Source organism: Haladaptatus sp. W1, assembly GCF_001723155.1.
Lineage (GTDB): Archaea > Halobacteriota > Halobacteria > Halobacteriales > Haladaptataceae > Haladaptatus > Haladaptatus paucihalophilus.
In genome coordinates this window covers 1-21,301 of the sequence record NZ_MEIH01000330.1, presented here as the reverse complement: position 1 = coordinate 21,301, position 21,301 = coordinate 1, and the positions used below count along the sequence as shown (strand labels likewise).

At 64.1% G+C, this 21,301-nt stretch carries 26 protein-coding genes and 3 pseudogenes; 14 read left to right on the top strand and 15 right to left on the bottom strand.

Going from position 1 to position 21,301, the window contains the following annotated elements:
- From meaB to BG842_RS18435, 3 genes and pseudogenes are all read right to left on the bottom strand, one after another.
- Positions 1-995, bottom strand: a pseudogene (meaB, locus tag BG842_RS18445) (methylmalonyl Co-A mutase-associated GTPase MeaB).
- Positions 992-1,408 carry a cobalamin B12-binding domain-containing protein gene (locus BG842_RS18440; RefSeq protein WP_069451924.1) on the bottom strand — a complete coding sequence of 139 codons (417 nt, stop codon included), beginning with the start codon at positions 1,406-1,408 and terminating at the stop codon, positions 992-994. The pseudogene meaB and the gene BG842_RS18440 overlap by 4 nt, the downstream one beginning before the upstream one ends.
- A gap of 99 nt (positions 1,409-1,507) precedes the next feature.
- Complete coding sequence (locus BG842_RS18435) at positions 1,508-2,107, bottom strand: hypothetical protein (protein ID WP_254663295.1); 600 nt, start codon at positions 2,105-2,107, stop codon at positions 1,508-1,510.
- A 163-nt stretch (positions 2,108-2,270) separates the two neighbouring features.
- Between BG842_RS18435 and BG842_RS18430 the strand changes: the two genes are divergently transcribed.
- From BG842_RS18430 to BG842_RS31940, 4 genes are all read left to right on the top strand, one after another.
- Positions 2,271-2,858, top strand: a complete 588-nt coding sequence (locus BG842_RS18430) for a DUF420 domain-containing protein (RefSeq protein WP_069451923.1) — start codon at positions 2,271-2,273, stop codon at positions 2,856-2,858.
- Positions 2,859-2,934: 76 nt separating this feature from the next.
- Positions 2,935-3,129 carry a hypothetical protein gene (locus BG842_RS18425; RefSeq protein WP_069451922.1) on the top strand — a complete coding sequence of 65 codons (195 nt, stop codon included), beginning with the start codon at positions 2,935-2,937 and terminating at the stop codon, positions 3,127-3,129.
- A complete protein-coding gene (locus BG842_RS31945) occupies positions 3,126-3,512 on the top strand; it encodes a hypothetical protein (RefSeq protein ID WP_254663294.1) in 387 nt (128 codons plus the stop codon). The genes BG842_RS18425 and BG842_RS31945 overlap by 4 nt, the downstream gene beginning before the upstream one ends.
- A gap of 6 nt (positions 3,513-3,518) precedes the next feature.
- Positions 3,519-3,746: a hypothetical protein gene (locus tag BG842_RS31940; protein WP_254663293.1), complete on the top strand. Its 228-nt coding sequence runs from the start codon at positions 3,519-3,521 to the stop codon at positions 3,744-3,746.
- A 5-nt stretch (positions 3,747-3,751) separates the two neighbouring features.
- Here the strand turns inward: BG842_RS31940 and BG842_RS18415 are convergent, their stop codons facing one another.
- The 4 genes from BG842_RS18415 to BG842_RS18400 form a co-directional block, all read right to left on the bottom strand.
- Positions 3,752-4,513: an ABC transporter permease gene (locus BG842_RS18415; protein WP_007978221.1), complete on the bottom strand. Its 762-nt coding sequence runs from the start codon at positions 4,511-4,513 to the stop codon at positions 3,752-3,754.
- Entirely contained in the window at positions 4,510-5,448 is a 939-nt protein-coding gene (locus tag BG842_RS18410) for an ABC transporter ATP-binding protein (protein ID WP_069451921.1), read from the bottom strand. Before BG842_RS18410 ends, BG842_RS18415 begins: the two co-directional genes overlap by 4 nt.
- A gap of 181 nt (positions 5,449-5,629) precedes the next feature.
- Positions 5,630-6,292: a hypothetical protein gene (locus tag BG842_RS18405; protein WP_069451920.1), complete on the bottom strand. Its 663-nt coding sequence runs from the start codon at positions 6,290-6,292 to the stop codon at positions 5,630-5,632.
- Positions 6,289-7,671, bottom strand: a complete 1,383-nt coding sequence (locus BG842_RS18400; protein ID WP_007978214.1) for a heme o synthase — start codon at positions 7,669-7,671, stop codon at positions 6,289-6,291. Before BG842_RS18400 ends, BG842_RS18405 begins: the two co-directional genes overlap by 4 nt.
- 109 nt (positions 7,672-7,780) lie before the next feature.
- On the opposite strand from BG842_RS18400, the gene coxB reads away from it, so the two are divergent.
- From coxB to BG842_RS33230, 5 genes are all read left to right on the top strand, one after another.
- Positions 7,781-8,575, top strand: coding sequence for a cytochrome c oxidase subunit II (gene coxB / locus BG842_RS18395; RefSeq protein WP_069451919.1), 795 nt, complete (start codon positions 7,781-7,783; stop codon positions 8,573-8,575).
- Positions 8,576-8,686: 111 nt separating this feature from the next.
- Positions 8,687-9,550: a heme-copper oxidase subunit III gene (locus BG842_RS18390; protein WP_069451918.1), complete on the top strand. Its 864-nt coding sequence runs from the start codon at positions 8,687-8,689 to the stop codon at positions 9,548-9,550.
- Positions 9,551-9,700: 150 nt separating this feature from the next.
- Positions 9,701-9,982 (top strand): DNA-directed RNA polymerase subunit L, encoded by a 282-nt coding sequence (locus tag BG842_RS18385; RefSeq protein WP_007978209.1) that lies wholly within the window; start codon positions 9,701-9,703, stop codon positions 9,980-9,982.
- 147 nt (positions 9,983-10,129) lie between these two features.
- Positions 10,130-10,411 (top strand): bacterio-opsin activator domain-containing protein, encoded by a 282-nt coding sequence (locus BG842_RS31935; RefSeq protein WP_342764818.1) that lies wholly within the window; start codon positions 10,130-10,132, stop codon positions 10,409-10,411.
- The gene (locus BG842_RS33230) at positions 10,350-10,877 is read left to right on the top strand and encodes a helix-turn-helix domain-containing protein (protein WP_394327490.1); all 528 of its coding nucleotides are present in this window, start codon (positions 10,350-10,352) and stop codon (positions 10,875-10,877) included. The genes BG842_RS31935 and BG842_RS33230 overlap by 62 nt, the downstream gene beginning before the upstream one ends.
- A 17-nt stretch (positions 10,878-10,894) precedes the next feature.
- Here BG842_RS33230 and hisF read toward each other — a convergent pair whose 3' ends face one another.
- Complete coding sequence (hisF, locus tag BG842_RS18375; protein WP_007978204.1) at positions 10,895-11,710, bottom strand: imidazole glycerol phosphate synthase subunit HisF; 816 nt, start codon at positions 11,708-11,710, stop codon at positions 10,895-10,897.
- 237 nt (positions 11,711-11,947) lie between these two features.
- Between hisF and BG842_RS29075 the strand changes: the two genes are divergently transcribed.
- Together BG842_RS29075 and BG842_RS30110 are read left to right on the top strand one after the other, a co-directional pair.
- Positions 11,948-12,127 (top strand): hypothetical protein, encoded by a 180-nt coding sequence (locus BG842_RS29075; protein ID WP_139136187.1) that lies wholly within the window; start codon positions 11,948-11,950, stop codon positions 12,125-12,127.
- A 310-nt stretch (positions 12,128-12,437) separates the two neighbouring features.
- Positions 12,438-12,590, top strand: a complete 153-nt coding sequence (locus BG842_RS30110) for a hypothetical protein (RefSeq protein ID WP_007978203.1) — start codon at positions 12,438-12,440, stop codon at positions 12,588-12,590.
- Positions 12,591-12,709: 119 nt separating this feature from the next.
- Here BG842_RS30110 and purL read toward each other — a convergent pair whose 3' ends face one another.
- The 3 genes and pseudogenes from purL to BG842_RS18360 form a co-directional block, all read right to left on the bottom strand.
- A complete protein-coding gene (gene purL / locus BG842_RS18370; RefSeq protein WP_254663292.1) occupies positions 12,710-14,512 on the bottom strand; it encodes a phosphoribosylformylglycinamidine synthase subunit PurL in 1,803 nt (600 codons plus the stop codon).
- Positions 14,513-14,549: 37 nt separating this feature from the next.
- A pseudogene (locus BG842_RS27960) lies at positions 14,550-15,067 on the bottom strand (asparagine synthetase B); the annotation flags it as partial.
- A pseudogene (locus BG842_RS18360) lies at positions 15,067-15,752 on the bottom strand (PHP domain-containing protein). The pseudogenes BG842_RS18360 and BG842_RS27960, both read right to left, overlap by 1 nt.
- Before the next feature lie 168 nt (positions 15,753-15,920).
- Here BG842_RS18360 and BG842_RS18355 point away from each other — a divergent pair.
- Positions 15,921-16,607: a PHP domain-containing protein gene (locus BG842_RS18355; protein ID WP_007978197.1), complete on the top strand. Its 687-nt coding sequence runs from the start codon at positions 15,921-15,923 to the stop codon at positions 16,605-16,607.
- Positions 16,607-17,674: an asparagine synthase C-terminal domain-containing protein gene (locus BG842_RS18350; RefSeq protein ID WP_069451916.1), complete on the top strand. Its 1,068-nt coding sequence runs from the start codon at positions 16,607-16,609 to the stop codon at positions 17,672-17,674. Before BG842_RS18355 ends, BG842_RS18350 begins: the two co-directional genes overlap by 1 nt.
- A gap of 387 nt (positions 17,675-18,061) precedes the next feature.
- On the opposite strand, the gene BG842_RS30105 is transcribed toward BG842_RS18350, so the two are convergent.
- From BG842_RS30105 to BG842_RS18335, 4 genes are read right to left on the bottom strand one after another with little or no spacing between them, the layout of a single operon-like run.
- Positions 18,062-18,214 (bottom strand): hypothetical protein, encoded by a 153-nt coding sequence (locus BG842_RS30105; protein ID WP_175424089.1) that lies wholly within the window; start codon positions 18,212-18,214, stop codon positions 18,062-18,064.
- A 40-nt stretch (positions 18,215-18,254) separates the two neighbouring features.
- Positions 18,255-18,740 (bottom strand): NUDIX hydrolase, encoded by a 486-nt coding sequence (locus BG842_RS18345; protein WP_069451915.1) that lies wholly within the window; start codon positions 18,738-18,740, stop codon positions 18,255-18,257.
- A gap of 25 nt (positions 18,741-18,765) precedes the next feature.
- Positions 18,766-19,581: an S-adenosyl-l-methionine hydroxide adenosyltransferase family protein gene (locus BG842_RS18340; RefSeq protein WP_069451914.1), complete on the bottom strand. Its 816-nt coding sequence runs from the start codon at positions 19,579-19,581 to the stop codon at positions 18,766-18,768.
- On the bottom strand, positions 19,578-20,099 hold the full coding sequence (locus tag BG842_RS18335) for a nicotinamide-nucleotide adenylyltransferase (protein ID WP_069451934.1): 522 nt from the start codon (positions 20,097-20,099) through the stop codon (positions 19,578-19,580). The genes BG842_RS18340 and BG842_RS18335 overlap by 4 nt, the downstream gene beginning before the upstream one ends.
- Positions 20,100-20,332: 233 nt before the next feature.
- On the opposite strand from BG842_RS18335, the gene BG842_RS18330 reads away from it, so the two are divergent.
- A partial coding sequence (locus BG842_RS18330; protein WP_083252629.1) for an ATP-binding protein occupies positions 20,333-21,301 on the top strand: 969 nt, incomplete at its 3' end.

Genomic DNA, 21,301 nt, shown 5'->3' with positions numbered 1-21,301 from the left:
TCAGTCGTGAAGGCAGTCCTCGATGGGGGAAATTACCTCGGCGGCGACCGAATACGGGTCCGTCTCGCGCTCGAAGACGGCTTCGACCAACTCCTCGATGCCGCCCTGCGATTCGATTTCGGACGCGACGAGTCGGTTCGCGTCCTCGCGGAGGAGCGCCCGTATCTCCTCGGCGTATCTGGTTCGCGCTTTCGCGTCGAGCATCCCCGTGGCTTCGAGCACGTCGTAGTGCTCGTCGAGCACGCCGACGAACTCCGCGACGCCCTCGCCGTCCTTCGCCACCGTCTCGACGATCTCCGGCTCCCAGTCGTACTCCACGTCGTCGCCGAACTCGGGCGTGGGTTGTCCGTCGCGCATGTGGACCATCTCGGTGAGTTCCGTGACCGTCCGGTTCGCACCCGGGAGGTCCGCCTTGTTCACGACGAACACGTCGGCAATTTCGAGGATGCCCGCCTTGAGCATCTGCACGTTATCGCCGCTTTCGGGGGCATCAACACCGCGACCGTATCGGCGGTCTTCACGATGTCTATCTCGTTTTGGCCCGCACCGACCGTCTCGATGATGATTTTGTCCTTGCCGAACGCGTCGAGGGCCTTCACGGCGTCCGACGTGGCGGTCGAAAGGCCGCCGAGACTGCCGCGGGCGCTCATCGACCGGAAGAACACGTCCATGTCGCCGACGTTGCTCGCCATGCGGATGCGGTCGCCGAGAACGGCCCCGCCCGTGAACGGCGAGGAAGGGTCGATTGCGATGACGCCGACCGTCTCGCCGCGCTCGCGGTAGTAGTTCGCCACCTTGTCCACGAGCGTCGATTTGCCCGCGCCGGGACTGCCCGTGATGCCGATGACTTCGGCGTCGCCCGTGTGGGAGTGGAGTTCCGAGACGAGTTCCCGGTATCCGGGTTCGCGGTTCTCGATTTTCGTGATGACACGTGCCAGTGCCCGGTGCTTCCCGTCGAGGAGGTCCGAAAGCAGGTCCGCGTGCGTCGCGCTCATCGTTCGGGCGCGTTTTCGCGGACGAACTGGATAGTCTCTTCCATCGGCGTGCCCGGACCGAACACCTCCGCGACGCCGAGTTCCTTGAGTTCCGCCTTGTCGTCGTCCGGGACGACGCCGCCGACGAGGATGAGGGTGTCCTCGAACGCGTCGTACTCCTTCAGCCCGTCGACGATTTTCGGGACGAGCGTGTCGTGTGCACCCGAAAGGATGGAGATGCCGAGGACGTTCACGTCCTCCTGTACGGCGGCCTGCACGATTTCGTCGGGCGCGTTGTGCAGTCCCGAGTAGATGACTTCGAATCCGGCGTCGCGGAAGGCCCGCGCGATGACGTGTGCGCCGCGGTCGTGCCCGTCGAGTCCGACCTTGGCGACGAGGCAGCGAATCGACTGCTGTTCCTGATCTGCGCTCATACACCACCCTTCCCCGCGTTCGGGTTTCACTTTAACGGAAATACATGTGAAAAACGAATTGCGGAAAAACAAGTCCGGTTGTTGTGCGGCGGTGACCGATTACTCGTCACCTATCGCTCCCGACTCCTCAACTCGGTTTGTGAGGACCGAGACGACCTTCGCTCCCACGGCCAGCGCGACGGGCCAGACGAAATCCAGCGGGTCGGAACGGAGCGCTTCCTCGATGTTCGCTATCGTGTGGAACCCCGAGGCGTCGAGGAACACGACCGTACCGACGGCGATGAGCGCGACGATGAGCACCGACTCCGCGTCCGGGAGCGCCGATTTCGGGTCGTCCCAGAAGTCGGTGTCCGTGTTCGTCGCCTCGGTGGTCGCCGGGGTTTTCGGACGTGCTTCACTCTCGCGCCGCAACGTGGTCGCTCGAATCCCGAGGCCGCTCCCGATGATGGCGACGTTCACGTACAGGTTGGAGAAGACGCCGCCACCGGCGAGTTCGAGGAAGAGGCCGACGACGCAGGACGCGCCGAGCACGATGACCGCGGCGAGTTCCGGGCGCGACTGTGCGTCTCGGGCGACGCTGACCGCGAACAGCACCCCAGCGACCGGGATGAACACGCGGAGGAGTTTCCGGGCCGCGTCGCTATCGGTGAGGCCGACGAACGCCGCGAGGGCGAGCATTCCCATGAACAGTAGCAACAACAGGGCACGCGGGGAGGGAATCCTATCGAGGGAGAAAATTGATATGTACTGATACTATTCGAGATGGCATAGTTCCTTCGGAGCGCTCGAAAATACCAACGCGAGTCCTATCGACCGGGAACGAAGCGAAGCCACCTTACCCCGGCGGTCCCAATCGCCGACCATGGCTACGGCGAGCGCGCGACAACGAGCGCGGGAGAGTCCGGCGAAAGTGACGGCAGTCCTCTCGGTCATCGGGTACGTTCTGGTTCTCGGGACGTTCGCGGGTATCCTGCCGATTTATCCGTCCATCGGACGGGGAACCGTCAACCTGCTCTCGGACGCCATCGCGGTCGTCAACACGGTGGCCACCGTCTCGCTCGCGCTCGGTTGGTACTGGATTCGCAACGGCAAAGTCCAGAAACACCGCGCCGCGATGATAACCTCGTTCGGCCTCATTCTCGTCTTCCTCGCGCTCTACCTCACGAAGGTCGGCGGGAGCGGCGGCGAGAAACACATTCTCGTGGAGGGATTCGTCTACTACGCCTACCTCATCATGCTGGCGATTCACATCATCCTCTCGGTCGTCTCCGTTCCGGTCGTGCTGTACGCTCTCGTGCTCGGACTCACCCACACGCCCGCCGAACTCCGCGAGACGGCGCACGCGAAGGTCGGCAGAATCGCGGCCTCGGCGTGGATTCTCTCGCTCTCGCTCGGCGTCATCACCTACGTCATGCTCAATCACATCTACGGCTGGACGATTCCAGCGTAACCCGCCCTCGCCTCCTTTTCATCAAGTCGAACCGTAGGGAAAACAGTGACATCGCTGACGCCCGTACTCCCGCCCGATGGATGACGACGGCGAACCCGAGGCCGAGGACGCAGCACAGGCGCGGGCTATCCTCGATGCCTTCGACACCGTGGACCGCGAACGAATCGTGGACGAACTCACGGCCGCGATGGTCGAACTCCACGACGTGGAGACGACAACCGAGTCGGACGCGGACGCTACCGCGGAGGACGGGGCAAACGCGACCGAATGACGCGAGACGATAGCGTCCGAACCGACCGCGGGGAACTCGTCGTCCGGGACGGGGAAGTCAGGATACGGACGACTCCGCGCGGCGCGTTCCGGGAGGAGTACCTCGGTAACTGGACGGACAGAGGTCTCCTTCGCCGCGGGTTGTACGTCGTGACGACGCTGTTCACGGTCGGAACCTTCGCCGACATGGTTCGAGACGTGTTCGGGTTCTCCGACCGGTTGCTCTCGGTCGGGACCATCGTCTCGCTCGCCGTCGTTCTCGTCGCCGCTATCGGACTTCGATGGTCGATTTCGCGGCTCCGACGGGATTCGACGATACCGCTCTCCGCGATACGCGAGGTCGAACGGGAGCGGGAAAACGGGAAACGGGACGGCGAGGACTGAACGGAGGTGCCGACACTCAGGCTCATCCACACCCCGGAGAGCGACGACGACGAGACGGAAATCGAATTCCCGAGCGAGGAGGCGGCCGGACGGGCGGCGCAGTTGCTTCGCTACAAGGGAATCCACGTTTTCGACCTCGACGATTGGAGTCGCCGCACCGAAATCGAGGGGAGTCGGGACGGAAATCGGAGAGAAAAGCGGGAGACAGAAACGAGTCGTGTAGAATCTCGATAGTATGCTCAGTCCGTCTCGGGAATCGCGTACGCCCCGGCGAGGAAGAACGCCACCGCGAGCACCGCGAGGACCACCAAGTCGCCGCCGCTCGACCCGCCGGAGTAGGTCAGAATCCGCACGCCGCGTGCGAAGTAGGTGAGCGGCGAGAGGTTCATCACCGGTTGGAACCACGACGGCAGGAGGTCAGGCGTGACGAAGGTGTCCGAGAGGAAGAGGAGCGGGAGGGCGATGGCGTTGCTGGCGGCGATAACGCCGTCCGCCGACCCGGCGAAACTGCCGAGGAGCGCGCCGAGGCCGCAGAACAACCCGACCGCGAGCGCGATGAACACCGCGACGAGGGGCAACGCGCCGAACGAGACGCCCGCGTTCGTCACGAGCGCCATCAGCGCGAGGATGATGATGCCCGCCAATCCGATGATGACGACGTTGACGAGCGTGTGGGCGAGCAACCACTCGGCGCGGGTGAGCGGCGTCGTCGCCAGCTTCTCGAACCGGTTGGACTCGCGGTGACGGGACACCGAACTCCCCACGCGCGAGAGGGGTGTAAATAGCACGACGACGGCGAGATATCCCGGCAGGTAGTACGCCGCCGGTTTCGAGAACAGGCCGCCGGACCCGCCGGACCCGGGGTTCGTCTGCACCAGCACCGCGAAGATGAGGATGAGGATGACCGGGAAGAAGAACGTGAAGAACACCGCGGTACGGCGGCGGAGGAACGACCGCCACGCCGCACCAGCCTCGGACCGAACGCGGCCGACCGACGTCATCGGTCACCTCCGGCGATTGCGGCCTCGCCAGCGCGTCTCGTCGCCTCCGGGCCGAGCGACGCGCCCGTCAGTCGAAGGTACACGTCCTCCAAGTCGGGTTCGGTCCACGTCAGCGACTCGTACTCCACGCCACGCGCGTTCAAATCCGAAACGACCTGGCCGATGTCGGCGGGCGTCACGCCGTCGAAGACCAACCCGGATTCGGTTTCCTCGACCGTATAGCCCATCTCGACGGAGGTGCGCGGTGTCGCCGTCTCCACGACGAGGCGGCTCTCGCCGCCGTGTTCGCCGATGAGCGATTCGGGCGTGCCGACGGCGACGATTTCGCCGTCCGCGAGCAGGCCGACGCGGTCGGCCAGTTGCTCGGCCTCGGCCATGTAGTGGGTCGTCAGGAACACCGTCGTCCCGCCCGCCGCGAGGTCCTCGACGAGCGACCAGAGCGCGCGGCGTCCCGCCGGGTCGATTCCCGTCGTCGGTTCGTCCAGAAACAGGATGTCTGGGTCGTTGACCAGCGTCGCGGCCACGCACACCCGGCGTTGCTGTCCCCCGGAGAGGTTCTCGTACCACGTGTCGCCGGTGTCGGAAAGTCCCACGTCCGCGAGCGCGTCGTCGGGGTCCCGAGCACCGTCGTACAGTCCCGCGTAGTACGCGACGAGCTCCCGCGCCGAGAGGCGAGCCGGCGGGTCGAACGACTGTGGCAACAGGCCGACCCGCGATTTTTCGACGGAACCGGGCGGAACACCGAGGACAGAGACGCTCCCACCGTCGGGAGTCGTCGTCCCGGTCAGTGACCGGATGAGCGTTGTCTTGCCCGCACCGTTCGGCCCGATGAGCGCGAACACCTCGCCCGCGCCGACCGAGAGGGAAACACCGTCCAGTGCGACGGTATCGCCATACTCCTTCCGAACGTTCTCGGCGACGAGTGCGTCGGACATGTCCCAGACTTCTCGCCGTTCCTAGGTAAGGAGTTCGATTCGGCCACCACATGTTTCGTATCACGACTTTCTCAAAAGAAAAGACGACGGCAAGCGAAGACGGCTCCGTCGCCGGACGAACGACACGTACCGAGGGAGAAACGACGCCCGGACGGTGGCCGATGCTCGGAGACGAATGTCGTCACCGAATCGTCGGCCGCCAGTACAGCAACGCAACGGTCACGACGAAAACGACCGTCGAGATGTCGTAGGATCCCGATGAAACCGTGGCGGCGAGTCCCGACCCGGCCCCGGCGACTCCCGTGACGAGCGACGCCACGATGGGCCACGAACAGCTGACACAAGAGAACAGGCCGAGGATGCCCGAAATCGCGGACCCGGCGGCGTCGAGGATGGTCGCGTACACGAGGTACGCGAGCGCCAGGTAGCCGACGAGTTTGAACGGGAGAATCGACACCCGGACGAGACTGTTGTGAAAGAGCAGCGCCGGTCCCCATCCCGGCGGCAGCCACGCGATTCGGAGGCTGCTGTCGGCCATGCCGGGCATCGAGTGGGCGGGACCGAACAGGCCGCCGAAGTAACCGACGAGCAGGAAGTATCCCGCCGCGACGGCGAGTCCGACCAGCTTATCGCGGTCGTTTCCCGCGATGGGGTTCGTCTTCCACACCGCGAGGACGGCGACGTTTATCCAGATGAACGGGTACAGAAGATAGCGGAGTTCGCCGCTCGTGTAGTTCGACGTGGCGAAGTACAACAGCAACGCAAACAGCTCCGCGTTCAGCACCACCGCTCCCCACAGCAACGATTCACCGCTCGGTCGGTAGCGTGCGAATGCAGTACTCATAGTACCAGTGCATCGACGACGATGGCGAGGAGAAGCGCGCCGAGGTAGGCGTTCGACGCGTGGAAGGAGCGGAACGCCGCCGTATCGTCCCGCTTGTGATGGAGTTGGACGACGGTTATGAGGAAAATCGCGCCGAAGACGACCGTCGTGACGGCGTACAGCCAGCCGAGGGTCGTCACCGTGGCGAGGACGCCCGACGCGAGGAGCGTCGCACCCAACCACAGCAGGATGTGTTTTCGGGTTTCGGCCTCCCCGCGGACGACGGGCATCATCGGGAAACCGCCGCGCGCGTAGTCGTCCTTGTACGCCAGTGCGAGGTTGTAGAAGTGGGCGGGGGTCCACAGGAAGATGACCCCGGCCAACACCAGCGCGGGCAAGCCAACGTCGTCCGTGACGGCGGCCCATCCGATGAGCGCCGGAAGCGACCCCGCCAAGCCGCCGATGACGGTGTTCTGTACCGTGTTCGGCTTCAGGATAAGCGTGTAAATCACGCTGTAAAAGACGATGGCGGTCAGGCCGAAGACCGCGACGAGCAGGTTCACCGAGAGGAAGACGGCCAGCGACGCGGCGGCCAACAGCAGACCGAAGGCGATTGCGTTCCGCACCGGAATCTGTGCCGTCGCGGCCGGGCGGTCGGCGGTGCGGTTCATGCGCTGGTCCACGTCGCGTTCGAGGACGTGGTTGAACGTCCCGCTCGCGCCGATGGAGAGGACGCCGCCCGTGAGCGTTGCGACGACGGTTCCGACTTCGAGGTTCGGTCCCGCCGCGAGCGCCATCCCGGCGGAGGCGACGAGACAGAGCAACCACATCAGCCGCGGTTTCATCAGCCGGAAGTAAGCGAAGGCGGTCGCCCGAATACCGGAGAGGTTCCCAGTCGTGCCCGACGCGTCGGCGGGGTCCGGGTCGGCGAAGCTCATGCCGACCGGCCCGCCGGTCTCCTCGGGTTCAAGTGTCCACGCGAGCGCGAGGACGACGCCGACGAAGATAGTCATGCCGACGACGAGGTGGACGGCGGCGAACGAGGTCGTCGTCGCGTTCGTCGCCGCGTACGCGCCCAACACGACCTGCACCGGGTAGAGCACGGCGGCGAACCCGACCGCGGCCGTCACGCGCGGTCGTGTCTCTGCGAGCAACGCCATCGCGGTCGTCGCGAGCAGACACAGGCCGACGACGAGTGCGACGGCGCGGTGCAGCCACGCGATGACGAGCTTGGGGTCGTTGAACGGGATGAACCAATGGCCGTTGCAGGCGGGCCACGTCGCACACGCGGACGCGGCGTTGACGAGCGAAGTCGTCGCACCGACGACGACCAACACGTAGACGCCGACTGCAGTCGCTGTCAGCGCACGTTCGAACCGTCCTGATGAGGAATCCTGCAATGGCACCGTTGTTTGACGATTTGATTCCCCGCGTACTTAGACTATCCGACTTTCGCCCGACGACGAAGACAGCACATATTTATGGGTCACTTCCGAAGCCTTAGACAGTATGGATTCCAAGCGGATAGCGTTCGTCGCGGCGCTCGGCGCGACGCTCCTCGCGGTCGCCGTCGATCCTGTAGCGGCGTACAGTTCGACGACCGAGAGTCTCATTCGGACGCTGAACCAACAGTTGCTGTACGCAGGGATTCCCATCGCGGTACTCGTTGAGGGTATCCTCATCTACACCGTGTGGAAGTTCCGCAACAACGACGAACCCCTCCCCACGAAAGAGAACCGACGCCTCGAAATCACGTGGACGGTCGCCACGGCAATCGTCCTCCTTTTCGTCGGCTACGCTTCCTACGGCGTGATGGCGAACCAGTACATCACGACGACGCCACAGGACACGATGCACAAGGAAGCGAATGCTGTCAACGTGGAAGTCGTCGGGCAGCGCTACGTCTGGACGTACAACTACCCCGGCGAGAACATCAAGGACTCCCCCGAACTCGTCATTCCGAAGGGACGACCGGTGTATTTCAACGTCACTTCGGTAGACTGGATACACTCGTTCCACGTTCCCGAACTCGGGCTGAAACAGGACGCCATCCCGAACCAGCACAACACCATCAAGACGAAGGTAACAGAGAAAGGCACGTATCAGGTCTACTGTGCCGAGTACTGTGGTGTCGGTCACTCCAACATGCTCAGTAAGGTCAAGGTCGTCTCCAACGAGGAGTACGAGCAGTGGCTCAAACAGCAACAGAAGAAGTACCCGGCGGACGGTGGCTCAAACAGCACCGCGGGTAACAGCACGTCTGGCGGCAACAGCACGTCTGGCGGCAACAGCACCTCGGCCTGAAACGGTCTCTTCTTTCATTTCCGCGACGAATCAGGAGTGAAATCTCTCGAACCCCTTTCCGCCGAGCGCCTTTGGGTGCATTTTTAGTAGTCGGGGCGTAACCGTCTCTGTATGACGGTAACGGACGATTCGACAGAGGAGCACGGCCATCACCTCCCGGCCGTCGAAGACTGGCCGAAAGGCTTCGGCGAGGCGTCGTGGTGGCCCTTCATCACCGCGATCGGCGGGGCGGGATTCTACATCGGTGCCGCGTTGTTCATTCTGGGACGCGGTGCAGAGCCGATGGTCGGGCCGACCATCGGTCCCGCTGTGTTCATCGCCAGCGTCTTGGTCTTCCTCACTGGGTTGTACGGCTGGGTGTACCACGCATTCGTCAAACACTTCTGGAGCAGGGATACGCACGAAGCAGGCTCGAACGCGTTACGCTGGGGGATGATCTCGTTCCTCGGGTCCGAAATCGCGACGTTCGGCGCCGGGTTCGTCTACTACTTCTTCATCCGCACGGGGACGTGGCCCCCGACGGGTGCTGAAATACCCGACCTCGTTGGCTCGCTCGTACTGGTCAACACGGCGCTGCTGGTCGCCAGCAGTATCACGCTCCACTGGGCACACATCGAACTGCGGAAGAACAACCGCAGTCGGTTCATCGCCGGTCTCGGCGCGACGCTCCTCCTCGGAGCCGTGTTCATCGGCGGGCAAGTGCTCGAATACTACGAGTTCATCGTCCACGAGAACTTCACGTTCACCGGCGGCGTGTTCAACAGCGCGTTCTTCGGTCTGACGGGACTGCACGGACTGCACGTGACCATGGGTGCGGTGCTCATCGGCATCGTCTTCGTTCGCTCGCTCTACGGACAGTACTCGCCGGAGCGTCACGTCTCCGTGTCGACCGTCTCGATGTACTGGCACTTCGTGGACGCGGTGTGGATCTTCCTCGTCGTCGTGCTGTACGTCGGCGCGGAAATGAAGTTCTAACCGCGAATCCGTTACATTCGTTTTTATTCCATCCCCGAGTTGCGACGCCATCCAACGGGTGACGGTCGCGTTCGAACGGCGGGCGACCCCCTCGAACACGAAAACGCGCGCTTCGCAAGATTGAAACGCGACAATGGAGAATTCGGTGGTATGGAACTGCGGGTTATCGAGAAGAGCGATACGGAACTCCAAATCGAAATCGGGGGCGAAGACCACACGTTCATGAACGTGCTGAAGGGTTCGCTCCTCGAAACCGAGGGCGTCGCCGCGGCGACCTACGACCTGAACCCCGAACAGTCGGGTGGGCAGACGGACCCCATCCTCACGGTCAAGACCGAGGGGAACGTCGACCCGATCGACGCGTTGGAGGCCGGAGCACAGAACGTCAAAGACAAGACGAGCGCCTTCCGCGAAGCGTTCACCAGCGCCTGAATTTTCTCGGTTTCCGTTCTCGTCTCTTTCCGCTTGGGGACGACCCACGGACGATTTTCGCCCCGCTAGCGTCGTGTGCCGCGGGGGTGTCGTCTGGCCACGATTGTCACACAATAGCTAAACGCGCCCATCCATTGACGATAGATAGTGACAGTTGAGGATGGCGAGACAACCAATAGAGTAGTCGAAGTCGAATTTCAGGTCGATGACCCACGATATCCGCTCGTGGCCGTCTCACAACGAACGGGGTGCCGGGCTTCTCTGCAACAGATACTGCCACGGAGCGACGGGACGTACACCGTTTTTTTATCGCGTCTCCGACGTCAACCCGGTTCGCGTTCTCGACGTCGCCAACGAGGACGACCGTCTGGAAGCACGACTGATCGGCGCCAACGAGAAGGAGGGTATCCTCGAAGTGGACGTCAGTAACGTGGAAGAGTTCTTCGTCGTCACGCTGACCGACGCCGGTGCGATTCCCAAACACATGTGGAGCGCGAACGGCGTCGCGCACATCGTGGCCGACATCCCGCCGAACCGCTCCGCGAGCGACGTCATCGACCGGTTCAGTTCGGACCACCCCGCCGTGGAAATCGTCGCCCGGCGACAGAAAGAGTACACCACACCGCTGTTCAGTCACCGCGAATTGCAGATGGCGATGAACAAAACGCTGACGACCCGGCAACACGAGGCGCTGTTGGCGGCGTACGCGGGTGGGTATTTCGACTGGCCGCGAAAGAAATCCGGCGAGGAAGTGGCGGCCGAACTCGGGGTGTCGTCCCCGACGTTCTTTCAGCACCTCCGGCGGGCCGAGCAGAAAGTCCTCTCGCTCCTCTTTACGGAACAGCGAACCGGGGCGAACCGACCCGAAACGAACGAAGACGCGATTAGCGGGTAGGTCGGAGACGACCGGCGCTACAACCGAACCGGAACGTCGCGGTCCGCGAGGTACTCTTTGACCTCCCGAATCGAATACTCGCCGAAGTGGAAGATGGACGCCGCGAGCGCCGCGTCCGCGTTCGCGTCGGCGAACACCTCGTAGGCGTCCTCCGGGCCGCCGCAGCCGGAGGAGGCGATGACGGGCGTCGAAACCGAGTCACAGACCGCCTTCGTCAACGGAATGTCGTAGCCGTCCTTCGTCCCGTCCGCGTCGATGGAGTTGACGAACAGTTCGCCAGCGCCGCGGGATTCGGCTTCGTTCGCCCACTCCACCACGTCGATACCGGTTCCCTCGCGGCCGCCCTTCACGGTACACTCGAACCAGCAGGACTCGCCGTCCACTTCCGCGTAGTGTTCGCCCGCCTCGTCGAAGCGCCGTCGGGCGTCCACGCTGATGACGATACACTGGTTGCCGAACGCCGTTGCACCCTCGGTGATGAGTTCCGGGCGCTCCAGCGCGGCGGTGTTGATGGATACCTTGTCCGCCCCCGCGCGGAGCGTCTCCTTGATGTCCTCGCGCGTTCGAATTCCGCCGCCGACCGTCAGGGGGATGAACACCTCGTCGGCCACCTCCGAGACGACGGATAGCATCGTCTCGCGACCGTCCGCGCTGGCCGTGATATCGAGGAAGACGAACTCGTCCGCGCCCGCTTCGTTGTACTGTCGCGCCATCTCCACCGGGTCGCCGGTGTACTGCAGGTCCTCGAAGTTGACACCGGTGTACACCGCCGGGTTCCCGTCGTCGTCCAAATCCACGTCGATGCACGGGATTATCCGCTTCGTGAGCGTCATTGGGAGTGGGTTGGGAACCGGTCGGCAAAAGGAGTCGGGTTACGGGAAACCGTTGCGAACACATCGTCGCCCGATATCCGACGTTCCACCGTGGCGCGCGCTGGCAGGACGACGCGGCCGAGCGTGGCCGCGTCGTCTCGCTGTAGCGTGCGAGGTCTTCGTGAGTGACAACGGAACGAGCGAATGGCTCGTCAGAGCGTTGCTCTGACGGTGGATGAGCACTGGAGCGGAGTTCTCGTGAACGAAGTGAACGAGAGCACGGAAGAGCGTCGCTCTTCCGGAGCGAAGCGCGCAATCGGTTGGGGAGGGAGTGGCATGCGAGTAGCGCGGAACGACGTTCCGCGAACAGTCGAGCGGGCACGGCCCGCGAGACGACGGCAACGCCGCGAGCACGCGGTGCGGTTGCGGTTTCAGTGACGTCTGTCGTCGCAGTCACAGACAAACCAACACCACCTCGTCACCAGCGTGGCGGGGGCTTTCGGGGGCAACCTCGTAGCGATGGCAATCACAGCAAAGTCGTCGTTTTCTCGTGGCGAGCGGTTGCCGACGATGGGACACGTCGAGAAAGAACGAAGATGAGAATACTGAATCCCATCGAATTTTCACTATTCTATCACGTAGAGCACTAAAATCTACTGAATAGCACTAAATGGCACTGAATAATACTACGTCCTCCCGCGCCTCGAACACCGATACATCGAAGTACCGGGCACGCAGAACTGCAACCATGCAAGAAGACACCGACCCGGTACAGCACGCCGACGGACTGACGCGATTGACGTCCCCGATGCAGGAGTTCACGATGAGTCAGGTGACGACCGGCCTCGTCGTCTTCGTCATCGGCGTCGCCGTCGTGTTCGGCGTTCCGCTCCTGCTCTGAGCGACGAACTTCTTCTCTCGACGGTATCGAACACCGCTCCGACGTTTCTCCTCGACCAGCGCCTCGCTTCGAGTCGAAAAGCCGAGACGGTCGTCCGCTCCGTTCTCCTCGGACGTCCCTTACTCCAGTTCCCGGACGAGAACGTCGCGGAGCGCCGCGATTTCGCTCGCCGCGTAGCGGAGTCCCTCGCCATCGACTTCGAGTTGGAGGGTTCCCGAGTCGTTCGCCTCGCCGAGTTCGGTGACGGGGGCGACGCCATCGAACGCGTCGAAAACGGCGTCCGGGTCGGTCGTCTCGACCACCGCGCGGCCGGGGAGTTCGCTGAACAGCGTCTCCGCGGCGTCGGCGTCGCCAAGCGACACCGATGCACCCGCGTCGTCCGACACCATCTCGGCGAGCGTCACCGCGAGGCCGCCGTCGCTCACGTCGTGGACCGCGAGCGTGCCGTCCGCCGTGGCGACCTCACGAAGTCGGGAAAGGAGTTCGGGCGCGTTCCCCGGAAGTTCCGGGAAGCGGTCGCTGCCGCCCATCTGTGCGAGGTACTCCGACCCGCCGAGGTCGGCGGTGGGTTCGCCGACGAATAAGAGAGTTCCCTCGCCGGAGAGTTCCGCGGGTGGTGCGTCGTACTCCGCCGTGGTGCCGGTCATCGCCAGCGTCGGCGTCGGCGGAATCGGGCCGCTCGGCGAGTCGTTGTACAGCGAGACGTTCCCGCCGACGACGGGCACGTCGAGGGCCGAACACATGTCGGCGAGGCCGTCCACGATGCCTTTGAAGCCGCCGTACACGTCCGGTTTCTCGGGGTTGCCGCCGTTCAGGCAATCAACCGCGGCGAGCGGCGTCGCGCCCTTGGCGGCGAGGTTCGTCGCGTTTTCGAGGGCGACCGCGCGGGCACCGTCGTAGGGTGCCGTCGTCGTCCAGTGGGGGTTCGCACCGGACGAGAAGGCGAGGCCGAGTTCCGCTCGCCGAACCGCGAGGACGGCAGAGTCGTCGCCGGGGAGCACCGACGTTCGCGTCTGGACTTCGTGGTCGTACTGGCGGTACACCCACGACTTGCTCGCGCAGTTGGGCGACCCGACGACCGCCTCGAACGCTTCGCGCACGTCCCCATCCGGCAGGTCGCGGTCGGGTTGGGTCGGCTCCTCCGACGGGAGGTCGTTCATCGGCGCGCCATCGCCGATGAACTCGGCGGGCACGTCCACGACCGTCTCGCCCTCGAACTCACAGACGTAGTTGCCGTCGGTCACGTCGCCGATGACCGAACAGCCGAGGTCGTACTTCTCGGCGACGTCGGCCACCGCATCGACGTTCTCGGGGCGGACTTCGTACACCATCCGCTCTTGCGATTCGGCGAGCAGGATTTCGAGCGCATTCATGTTCGGTTCGCGCTGGTGGACGCGTTCGAGGTCGATGTCGGCCCCGAGACCGCCCTTGGCGACCAGTTCGCTGGACGCGCCGCCGAGTCCCGCCGCGCCGAGGTCGCGTGCGGACTCGACGAGGCCGCCGTCCACGAGTTCCTCGTTCGCCTCGATGAGGATCTTCTCGGTGTACGGGTCGCCGACCTGCACCGCCGGGCGGTCCTCCGTTTCCGCGTCCTCCGCGAGGTCCTCGCTGGCGAAGCTCGCGCCGCCGAGTCCGTCCCGCCCCGTCGAGTTGCCGACGAGGAGCAGTTTGTTGCCCGGCGTCTGCGCTTCGGCCGTTATGAGGCGCTCGGCGGGAAGCAGTCCGACGCAGGCCACGTTGACGAGCGGGTTGCCCTCGTAGTCGGGGTGGAACTGCGTGCTCCCGGTCACGGTCGGCACGCCGATGGAGTTACCGTAGTCGGCGATGCCCTCCACGACGCCCTCCAGCAGGTAGCGCGAGTGTTCGCGGTCGAAGCCCCCGAAGTAGAGGCTGTCGGCGAGCGCGATTGGGTACGCGCCCATCGACAGCGTGTCGCGGACGATGCCGCGACGCCCGTCGCCGCGCGGCGACTTGTTCCTTCATCTCGACGACGCGAAGGTCGCGGTCCATCAGGTCGGCCGCGGTTCGCGCGGCCGCTACGTCGTGACTGCCGGAGTACCCGGCGACGTACAGCGGGCAGTCGAAGGCGCTCCCGACGACGGCGGAATCGACACCGCCCGAAAACGCGACCGCGAGGCCGTCCGTCGAAACCGCATCGAGACTGGCCTCGATGGCCGTTCGAACCGCCGAAACCGCGCTTTCTTCGTCCTCGAACGGCGACGGGTCGGGGAGGTCCCACAGTCGTTCGTCGCCCTCCCCGGTTCGCGCGTGGCCCGCCGGAACCGGGTCGGAACGTCGAGGTCGGTGGGGTCGTGACTCCACGTCGTCGCGTCGTCTTCCTCCGAGAACAGCGGATAGCGTCCGAGTACGTCGCGGACGAGGGACCCGTCTACTTCGCCCGCGAATCCGCCGCTGCCCGGCAGCGGGTCGCCCGTTTCGATGGCGCGTCGAACGGCGTCCGGTGATCGCCCCCGCATCAGCCGAAGTACTGTCCGACGCGACTGATGACGCGGCGCTTCGCGCCGCCCGCGGCCTGTCGGAAACTGATGTGCCACGGCGTTCGTTTCCCGTCAACTTCGGTTCGGCCGTCGACGATAGCGCCGAGGATGGCCCGCTTGTCGGGGGTGTTCACGTCGATTTTCGTTACAGCCTGCCCGACCATCTCGCTGATGTGGGCGTCGCTTCCGGCCGTCATCGGCACATCCTGGTCGTTGGCGAACGACCGCGCTTTCCGGTTGCCACGCCCCGTCAGCAGGCGAGAGTTGTACACCTCGATAGCGTCCGCTTCCGCGAGCTTCTTTCCGGTGATGTTCGCGGCGACGCCGCTCCGTGATTTCTGAAACGGATGGGGACGACGGCGACGCCGCCCTGCTCCCGGATTCTGTCGAGCGTCTCGCCGAACGAGAGTCCCGGCGAGATGCGCTCTTCGATACCTAACCCGAGGACGTGCCCCGCGCGGGACGTGATTTCCATGCCGGGGATGCCGACCAATCCGTATTCGGGGGCGAGTTCCGCGGCCTTGAGGCTCGCGTCGATCTCGTCGTGGTCGGTAACGGCGATGGCGTCCAAGTCGACCGCCTTGGCTTGCTCCAAGAGCAGTTCGACGGGGTCACGGCCATCGTGGGAAAGTGCGGAATGACAATGCAACTCGACCGATAGCACGGGAGAACGTTGGCAGTACGCCGGGAAAAGCACCTCGGTCCGTGGTCTCCGATTTATTCGAGAGTATCATCGGCGAACACTTTCCAGCGAAAGCGCCGCCTCGCGGCGACTTCCGACCGCCGACCACGGACCGAGGTGCTTTTCCCGGCGTACTGCCAACGTTCTCCCGTGCTATCGGTCGAGTTGCATTGTCATTCCGCACTTTCCCACGATGGCCGTGACCCCGTCGAACTGCTCTTGGAGCAAGCCAAGGCGGTCGACTTGGACGCCATCGCCGTTACCGACCACGACGAGATCGACGCGAGCCTCAAGGCCGCGGAACTCGCCCCCGAATACGGATTGGTCGGCATCCCCGGCATGGAAATCACGTCCCGCGCGGGGCACGTCCTCGGGTTAGGTATCGAAGAGCGCATCTCGCCGGGACTCTCGTTCGGCGAGACGCTCGACAGAATCCGGGAGCAGGGCGGCGTCGCCGTCGTCCCCCATCCGTTTCAGAAATCACGGAGCGGCGTCGCCGCGAACATCACCGGAAAGAAGCTCGCGGAAGCGGACGCTATCGAGGTGTACAACTCTCGCCTGCTGACGGGGCGTGGCAACCGGAAAGCGCGGTCGTTCGCCAACGACCAGGATGTGCCGATGACGGCCGGAAGCGACGCCCACATCAGCGAGATGGTCGGGCAGGCTGTAACGAAAATCGACGTGAACACCCCCGACAAGCGGGCCATCCTCGGCGCTATCGTCGACGGCCGAACCGAAGTTGACGGGAAACGAACGCCGTGGCACATCAGTTTCCGACAGGCCGCGGGCGGCGCGAAGCGCCGCGTCATCAGTCGCGTCGGACAGTACTTCGGCTGATGCGGGGGCGATCACCGGACGCCGTTCGACGCGCCATCGAAACGGGCGACCCGCTGCCGGGCAGCGGCGGATTCGCGGGCGAAGTAGACGGGTCCCTCGTCCGCGACGTACTCGGACGCTATCCGCTGTTCTCGGAGGAAGACGACGCGACGACGTGGAGTCACGACCCCACCGACCTCGACGTTCCCGACCCGGTTCCGGCGGGCCACGCGCGAACCGGGGAGGGCGACGAACGACTGTGGGACCTCCCCGACCCGTCGCCGTTCGAGGACGAAGAAAGCGCGGTTTCGGCGGTTCGAACGGCCATCGAGGCCAGTCTCGATGCGGTTTCGACGGACGGCCTCGCGGTCGCGTTTTCGGGCGGTGTCGATTCCGCCGTCGTCGGGAGCGCCTTCGACTGCCCGCTGTACGTCGCCGGGTACTCCGGCAGTCACGACGTAGCGGCCGCGCGAACCGCGGCCGACCTGATGGACCGCGACCTTCGCGTCGTCGAGATAACCCACGAAGACATCGAACGCGCCGTTCCCGAAGTCGCCCGCGCCATCGGTCGAACCAACGCGATGGACGTGCAAATCGCGCTCCCGCTCTACCTGACCGCCGAGCGGGCGCGGGCCGACGGCTACGAGCGACTCGCGGTGGGACAAGGCGTGGACGAGTTGTTCGGCGGGTACGAGAAGGTCGCGCGCGCGGACCACCGCGTCGAGGCGGAAACGGTGCGCGGTGCGGCCCGCGAGACGATTCGAACGCTCTCCGAGCAGTTGCCGCGGGACGCGCTGACGCTTCGCGCCGCGGGCGTCGAACCGGTCGCCCCCCTCCTCGACGACCGAATCGTTCGGGAAGCGCTCCGCCTTCCGGGGTCGATGCTCGTCTCGGACGGCGTTCGAAAGTGGACGTTCAGGCGAGCCGCTCGGGAGTTCGTCCCCGACGAGATTGCGACGCGGGACAAGAAGGCGGTGCAATACGGCAGTCTCGTCGCGCGTGAACTCGACCGACTCGCGCGACAAGCCGGGTACAAACGGCGGATGGACGACCACGTGACGAAGTACGTCCGCTCGCGACTGGAATGACGGCGGTTCGCTTCTGCGGGTGCTTACGGTTGCCTTCTCCGTACGGTCGCCGTCTCAGTCGAACCGATTGCTCGATGTCCGCGAGCGAAGTTCTTCCTGAAGCCAGGACTCGCAATACCCGATGCAATGCCCACCACATTCGGTGCACATCTGCCGGTCGAGTTCGTACGACGCACCGCACGATTTACACTCGAACCGCGTCGAGTCCGCGTGCCCCAGCCCCAGACCAACCCGGCTGACAAATCTCATTCTCGATTTGTTCGAGTGTGGGCAGTGCCATTATTATACGCCTGCTAAGCCTCTCTAAACACCTGTTCACGGATGTTTGGTTTCTTACATGTGTTGGTTATTCGAAAACGGCGACACTGGAAGATAACTGACTAGTCGTCAGTGACGTGGAGAGACGACCTGCTCGCTGCCACAATCCGGACAGCGTTCCCGCTCGTCGTCGAATGCCTTTCCACACCCGGTGCAGACGTAGGTCGGTCGGGGGTCTTCGTCGTCGTCGTCGGTTCCGAGCAGGCGGTCGATGATACTCATAAACGCCAGCAATCACCGAACGGACCTTATTATACACCACCTAATCCCGGTTACGCGATCGAGATTCGACGCGTTCGATGGCCTCGATGCCGAGCGTCACGACCTCCTCGGTCACGCCGTCGTGCGTTCTGAGTTCGTCCGGCGAGAACCACCGCCAGCAATCGGTCGCGCGTTCGCCGTCGTCCGGCGTAAGGTCTCGATTGGACGCCTCGCCGTAGTAGACGAAATCGATGTGCTGGTGTGCGACCTCGCCGTCGAACGCGTCGATGTCGTAGAGCATAGTGTGTTCCGCGGGCGCGAGTTCCCGACCGAAGTCGGCATCGGTGCTCGTCTCCGATTCGAGGAGCGTCACGTCCAACCCCGTCTCCTCACGTATTTCGCGCATCGCGGCCTCTCGGGGGAGTTCGTCCCGGTCGAGATGGCCGCCCGGGGGGAGGAGCATACCGAGTCGGTCGTGGTCGTGGAGCAAACACTCGCCGTCGTGGACGACGTACGTCGTGGCCGTGAAATGTCGCGTCGTCTCCATGCGAAAAGGGACGACCGAATCGGGTTCACCGTTTCGGTCGGGTATCGAGGCGAATCTCGTCGCCGACCTCGATGCCAGTGGACTCGTCCGACGAGCCGCCGCTCGCTTCGCTCACGGAGACACTGAACGCCTCGTCGCCGCGGCCTCGATTGACCGCGAGCTCGACGTTGCCGTGACTGCCGACCGTCACGAGGCGTTGACCGGGGGCGACGTGGGCGTAGGAGGGTTCGACGGGCGCGGGGAGGCCGTTCACGTCGATTTCGTCTACGCCGTCCAGGAACTCGCCCGGAACGTTGGTGATGGCGTTGCCGAAGTCGTCCACGACGAGCAGTTCGCCGGTCGCGGAGCGGTCGCGGACGGTCGGGTCGGGAAACCGGAGGTCTTCGAACTCCTCGGTCGGTACGACGCCTTCGAGTTCGCTGAGCGCGTCCGCGCCCGCTTCGTGGACCCGAGCGGCGGCGGGCGCGAACACGTCCCGCCCGTGGAACGTCGCGCTGTCCGCGTTTTCGTAGTTGACGCGGAAGACGTCGAATCGGTCGGCGTCGGCCAGTTCGCGGGCGACAGGGAGCAGGACGCCGTTGTCCGGTCCGACGAGGGCGTGCTCGCCCGCCCGAATCGCCAGCGCCGCCCGGTCGGTGCCGACGCCGGGGTCCACCACGACGAGGTGGACGGCGGACGGGAAGTACGGCAACACCTCGCGGAGCCAAAAGGCGGTTGCCCGAACGTCCTGTCGTGGGAAGTCGTGGGCGACGTCCACGAGACGGGCGTCGCTGTGCTGAAGCATGACGCCCTTCATCGCTGCCGGATAGGGGCTTCCGAAATCGGAGGAGAGCGTAATCATGTCGGTCCGTTCGAGTCCGAGTCGCTGACCTGTTGGATGCGGTCGATGCCGTCGATTTCTTCGATGACTTCCACCACCGGGTCGGGAACCAACCGCTGCCAGTCGCCGCCCTCGACCATCCGGTCGCGGACTTCGGTTCCCTCCAGCACGTCGCGGTTGAACATCGGGGATTGGCGAACCTCGACGCCCGCCTCCTCGAACAGTCGGATGACGAGTGGGTTGTTCGAGTAGGCCACGTCGAAGTCCGGGCTCATGCTCTGGACGTGACTCACCCACACGGAGTTCCGGTCCAGGTCCTCGATGGGGACGGCGTACGTCACGAGGTCGTAATCCACGAGGGATTTGGTTATCATCATGATTCGTTCGCCGGCCGTGAATGGGTCGTGACGGCTGTGTGAGTCGCCCGCGCTTCCGATGCCGAGGACGAGTTCGTCGACCTCCTCGGCGATAGTGTCGACCACGTTGTGGTGGCCGTTGTGATAAGGTTGGAAGCGACCGATGTAGAACCCGCGGGTCATGGTGAACCCGTCGGGTAGGATTTTTATAAGGGTGACGAGTCGTTCGTCCGAGCGAGCATCCCCGGCGAAAGTGGGGTTACTGTTTCGAACCCGGTGCTCGACGCCGAGAGCGGTACGGCTATATCCGTTCAATTCCATAGCCTCACGGCCTGAAATGGAGTCCAAGGGGTTGAGAAGAGGGAGAAAGTATATCAGTTCGCCAGCCATGTTTTCAACTACACAGAACGAATTCTATGAGTAACGACACCGAAGCTTCACCACCGGAGCAGGAAGCCGAGCAAGACATCGACGTCGATAGCCTTGGGAGCGAGGTGGACGCCAAGGTCGCCGATGACATTGCAGAGGACGACCTGCTGGGTGGGTTGGAGATAGAAAGTACGGACGAAGTCGAAATCCCCGACCGACTGGTCGATCAGGTCATCGGGCAGGACCACGCACGCGACATCATCCTGAAGGCGGCAAAGCAACGCCGTCACGTGATGATGATAGGGTCGCCCGGGACCGGGAAATCGATGCTGGCGAAGGCGATGAGCCAACTCCTCCCGAAGGAGGACTTGCAAGACGTCCTCGTCTATCACAACCCCGACGACGGGAACGAGCCGAAGGTCCGAACCGTTCCCGCCGGAAAGGGCGAACAGATCATCGAGGCGCACAAGGAGGAGGCCCGGAAGCGCAACCAGATGCGCTCCTTCTTGATGTGGGTCATCATCGCCATCGTGGTGGGGTACGCGCTCCTCCTCGCCGGACGGCCGCTCCTCGGAATCCTCGCGGCCGGTGTCATCTACCTCGCGTTCCGCTACGGCTCGCGTGGCACCGACGCCATGATTCCGAACCTGCTGGTCAACAACAGCGACGTCACCAGCGCTCCCTTCGAGGACGCGACGGGCGCCCACGCTGGTGCGCTGCTGGGCGACGTGCGCCACGACCCGTTCCAGTCCGGCGGCATGGAGACGCCGAGCCACGACCGCGTGGAACCCGGTGCCATCCACAAGGCGAACAAGGGCGTGCTGTTCGTGGACGAAATCAACACCCTCGACATTCGGAGCCAACAGAAGCTGATGACGGCGATTCAGGAGGGCGAGTTCTCCATCACCGGTCAGTCCGAGCGCTCCTCGGGTGCGATGGTGCACACGGAACCCGTTCCGACCGACTTCGTCATGGTCGCCGCCGGGAACCTCGACGCCATGGAGAACATGCACCCG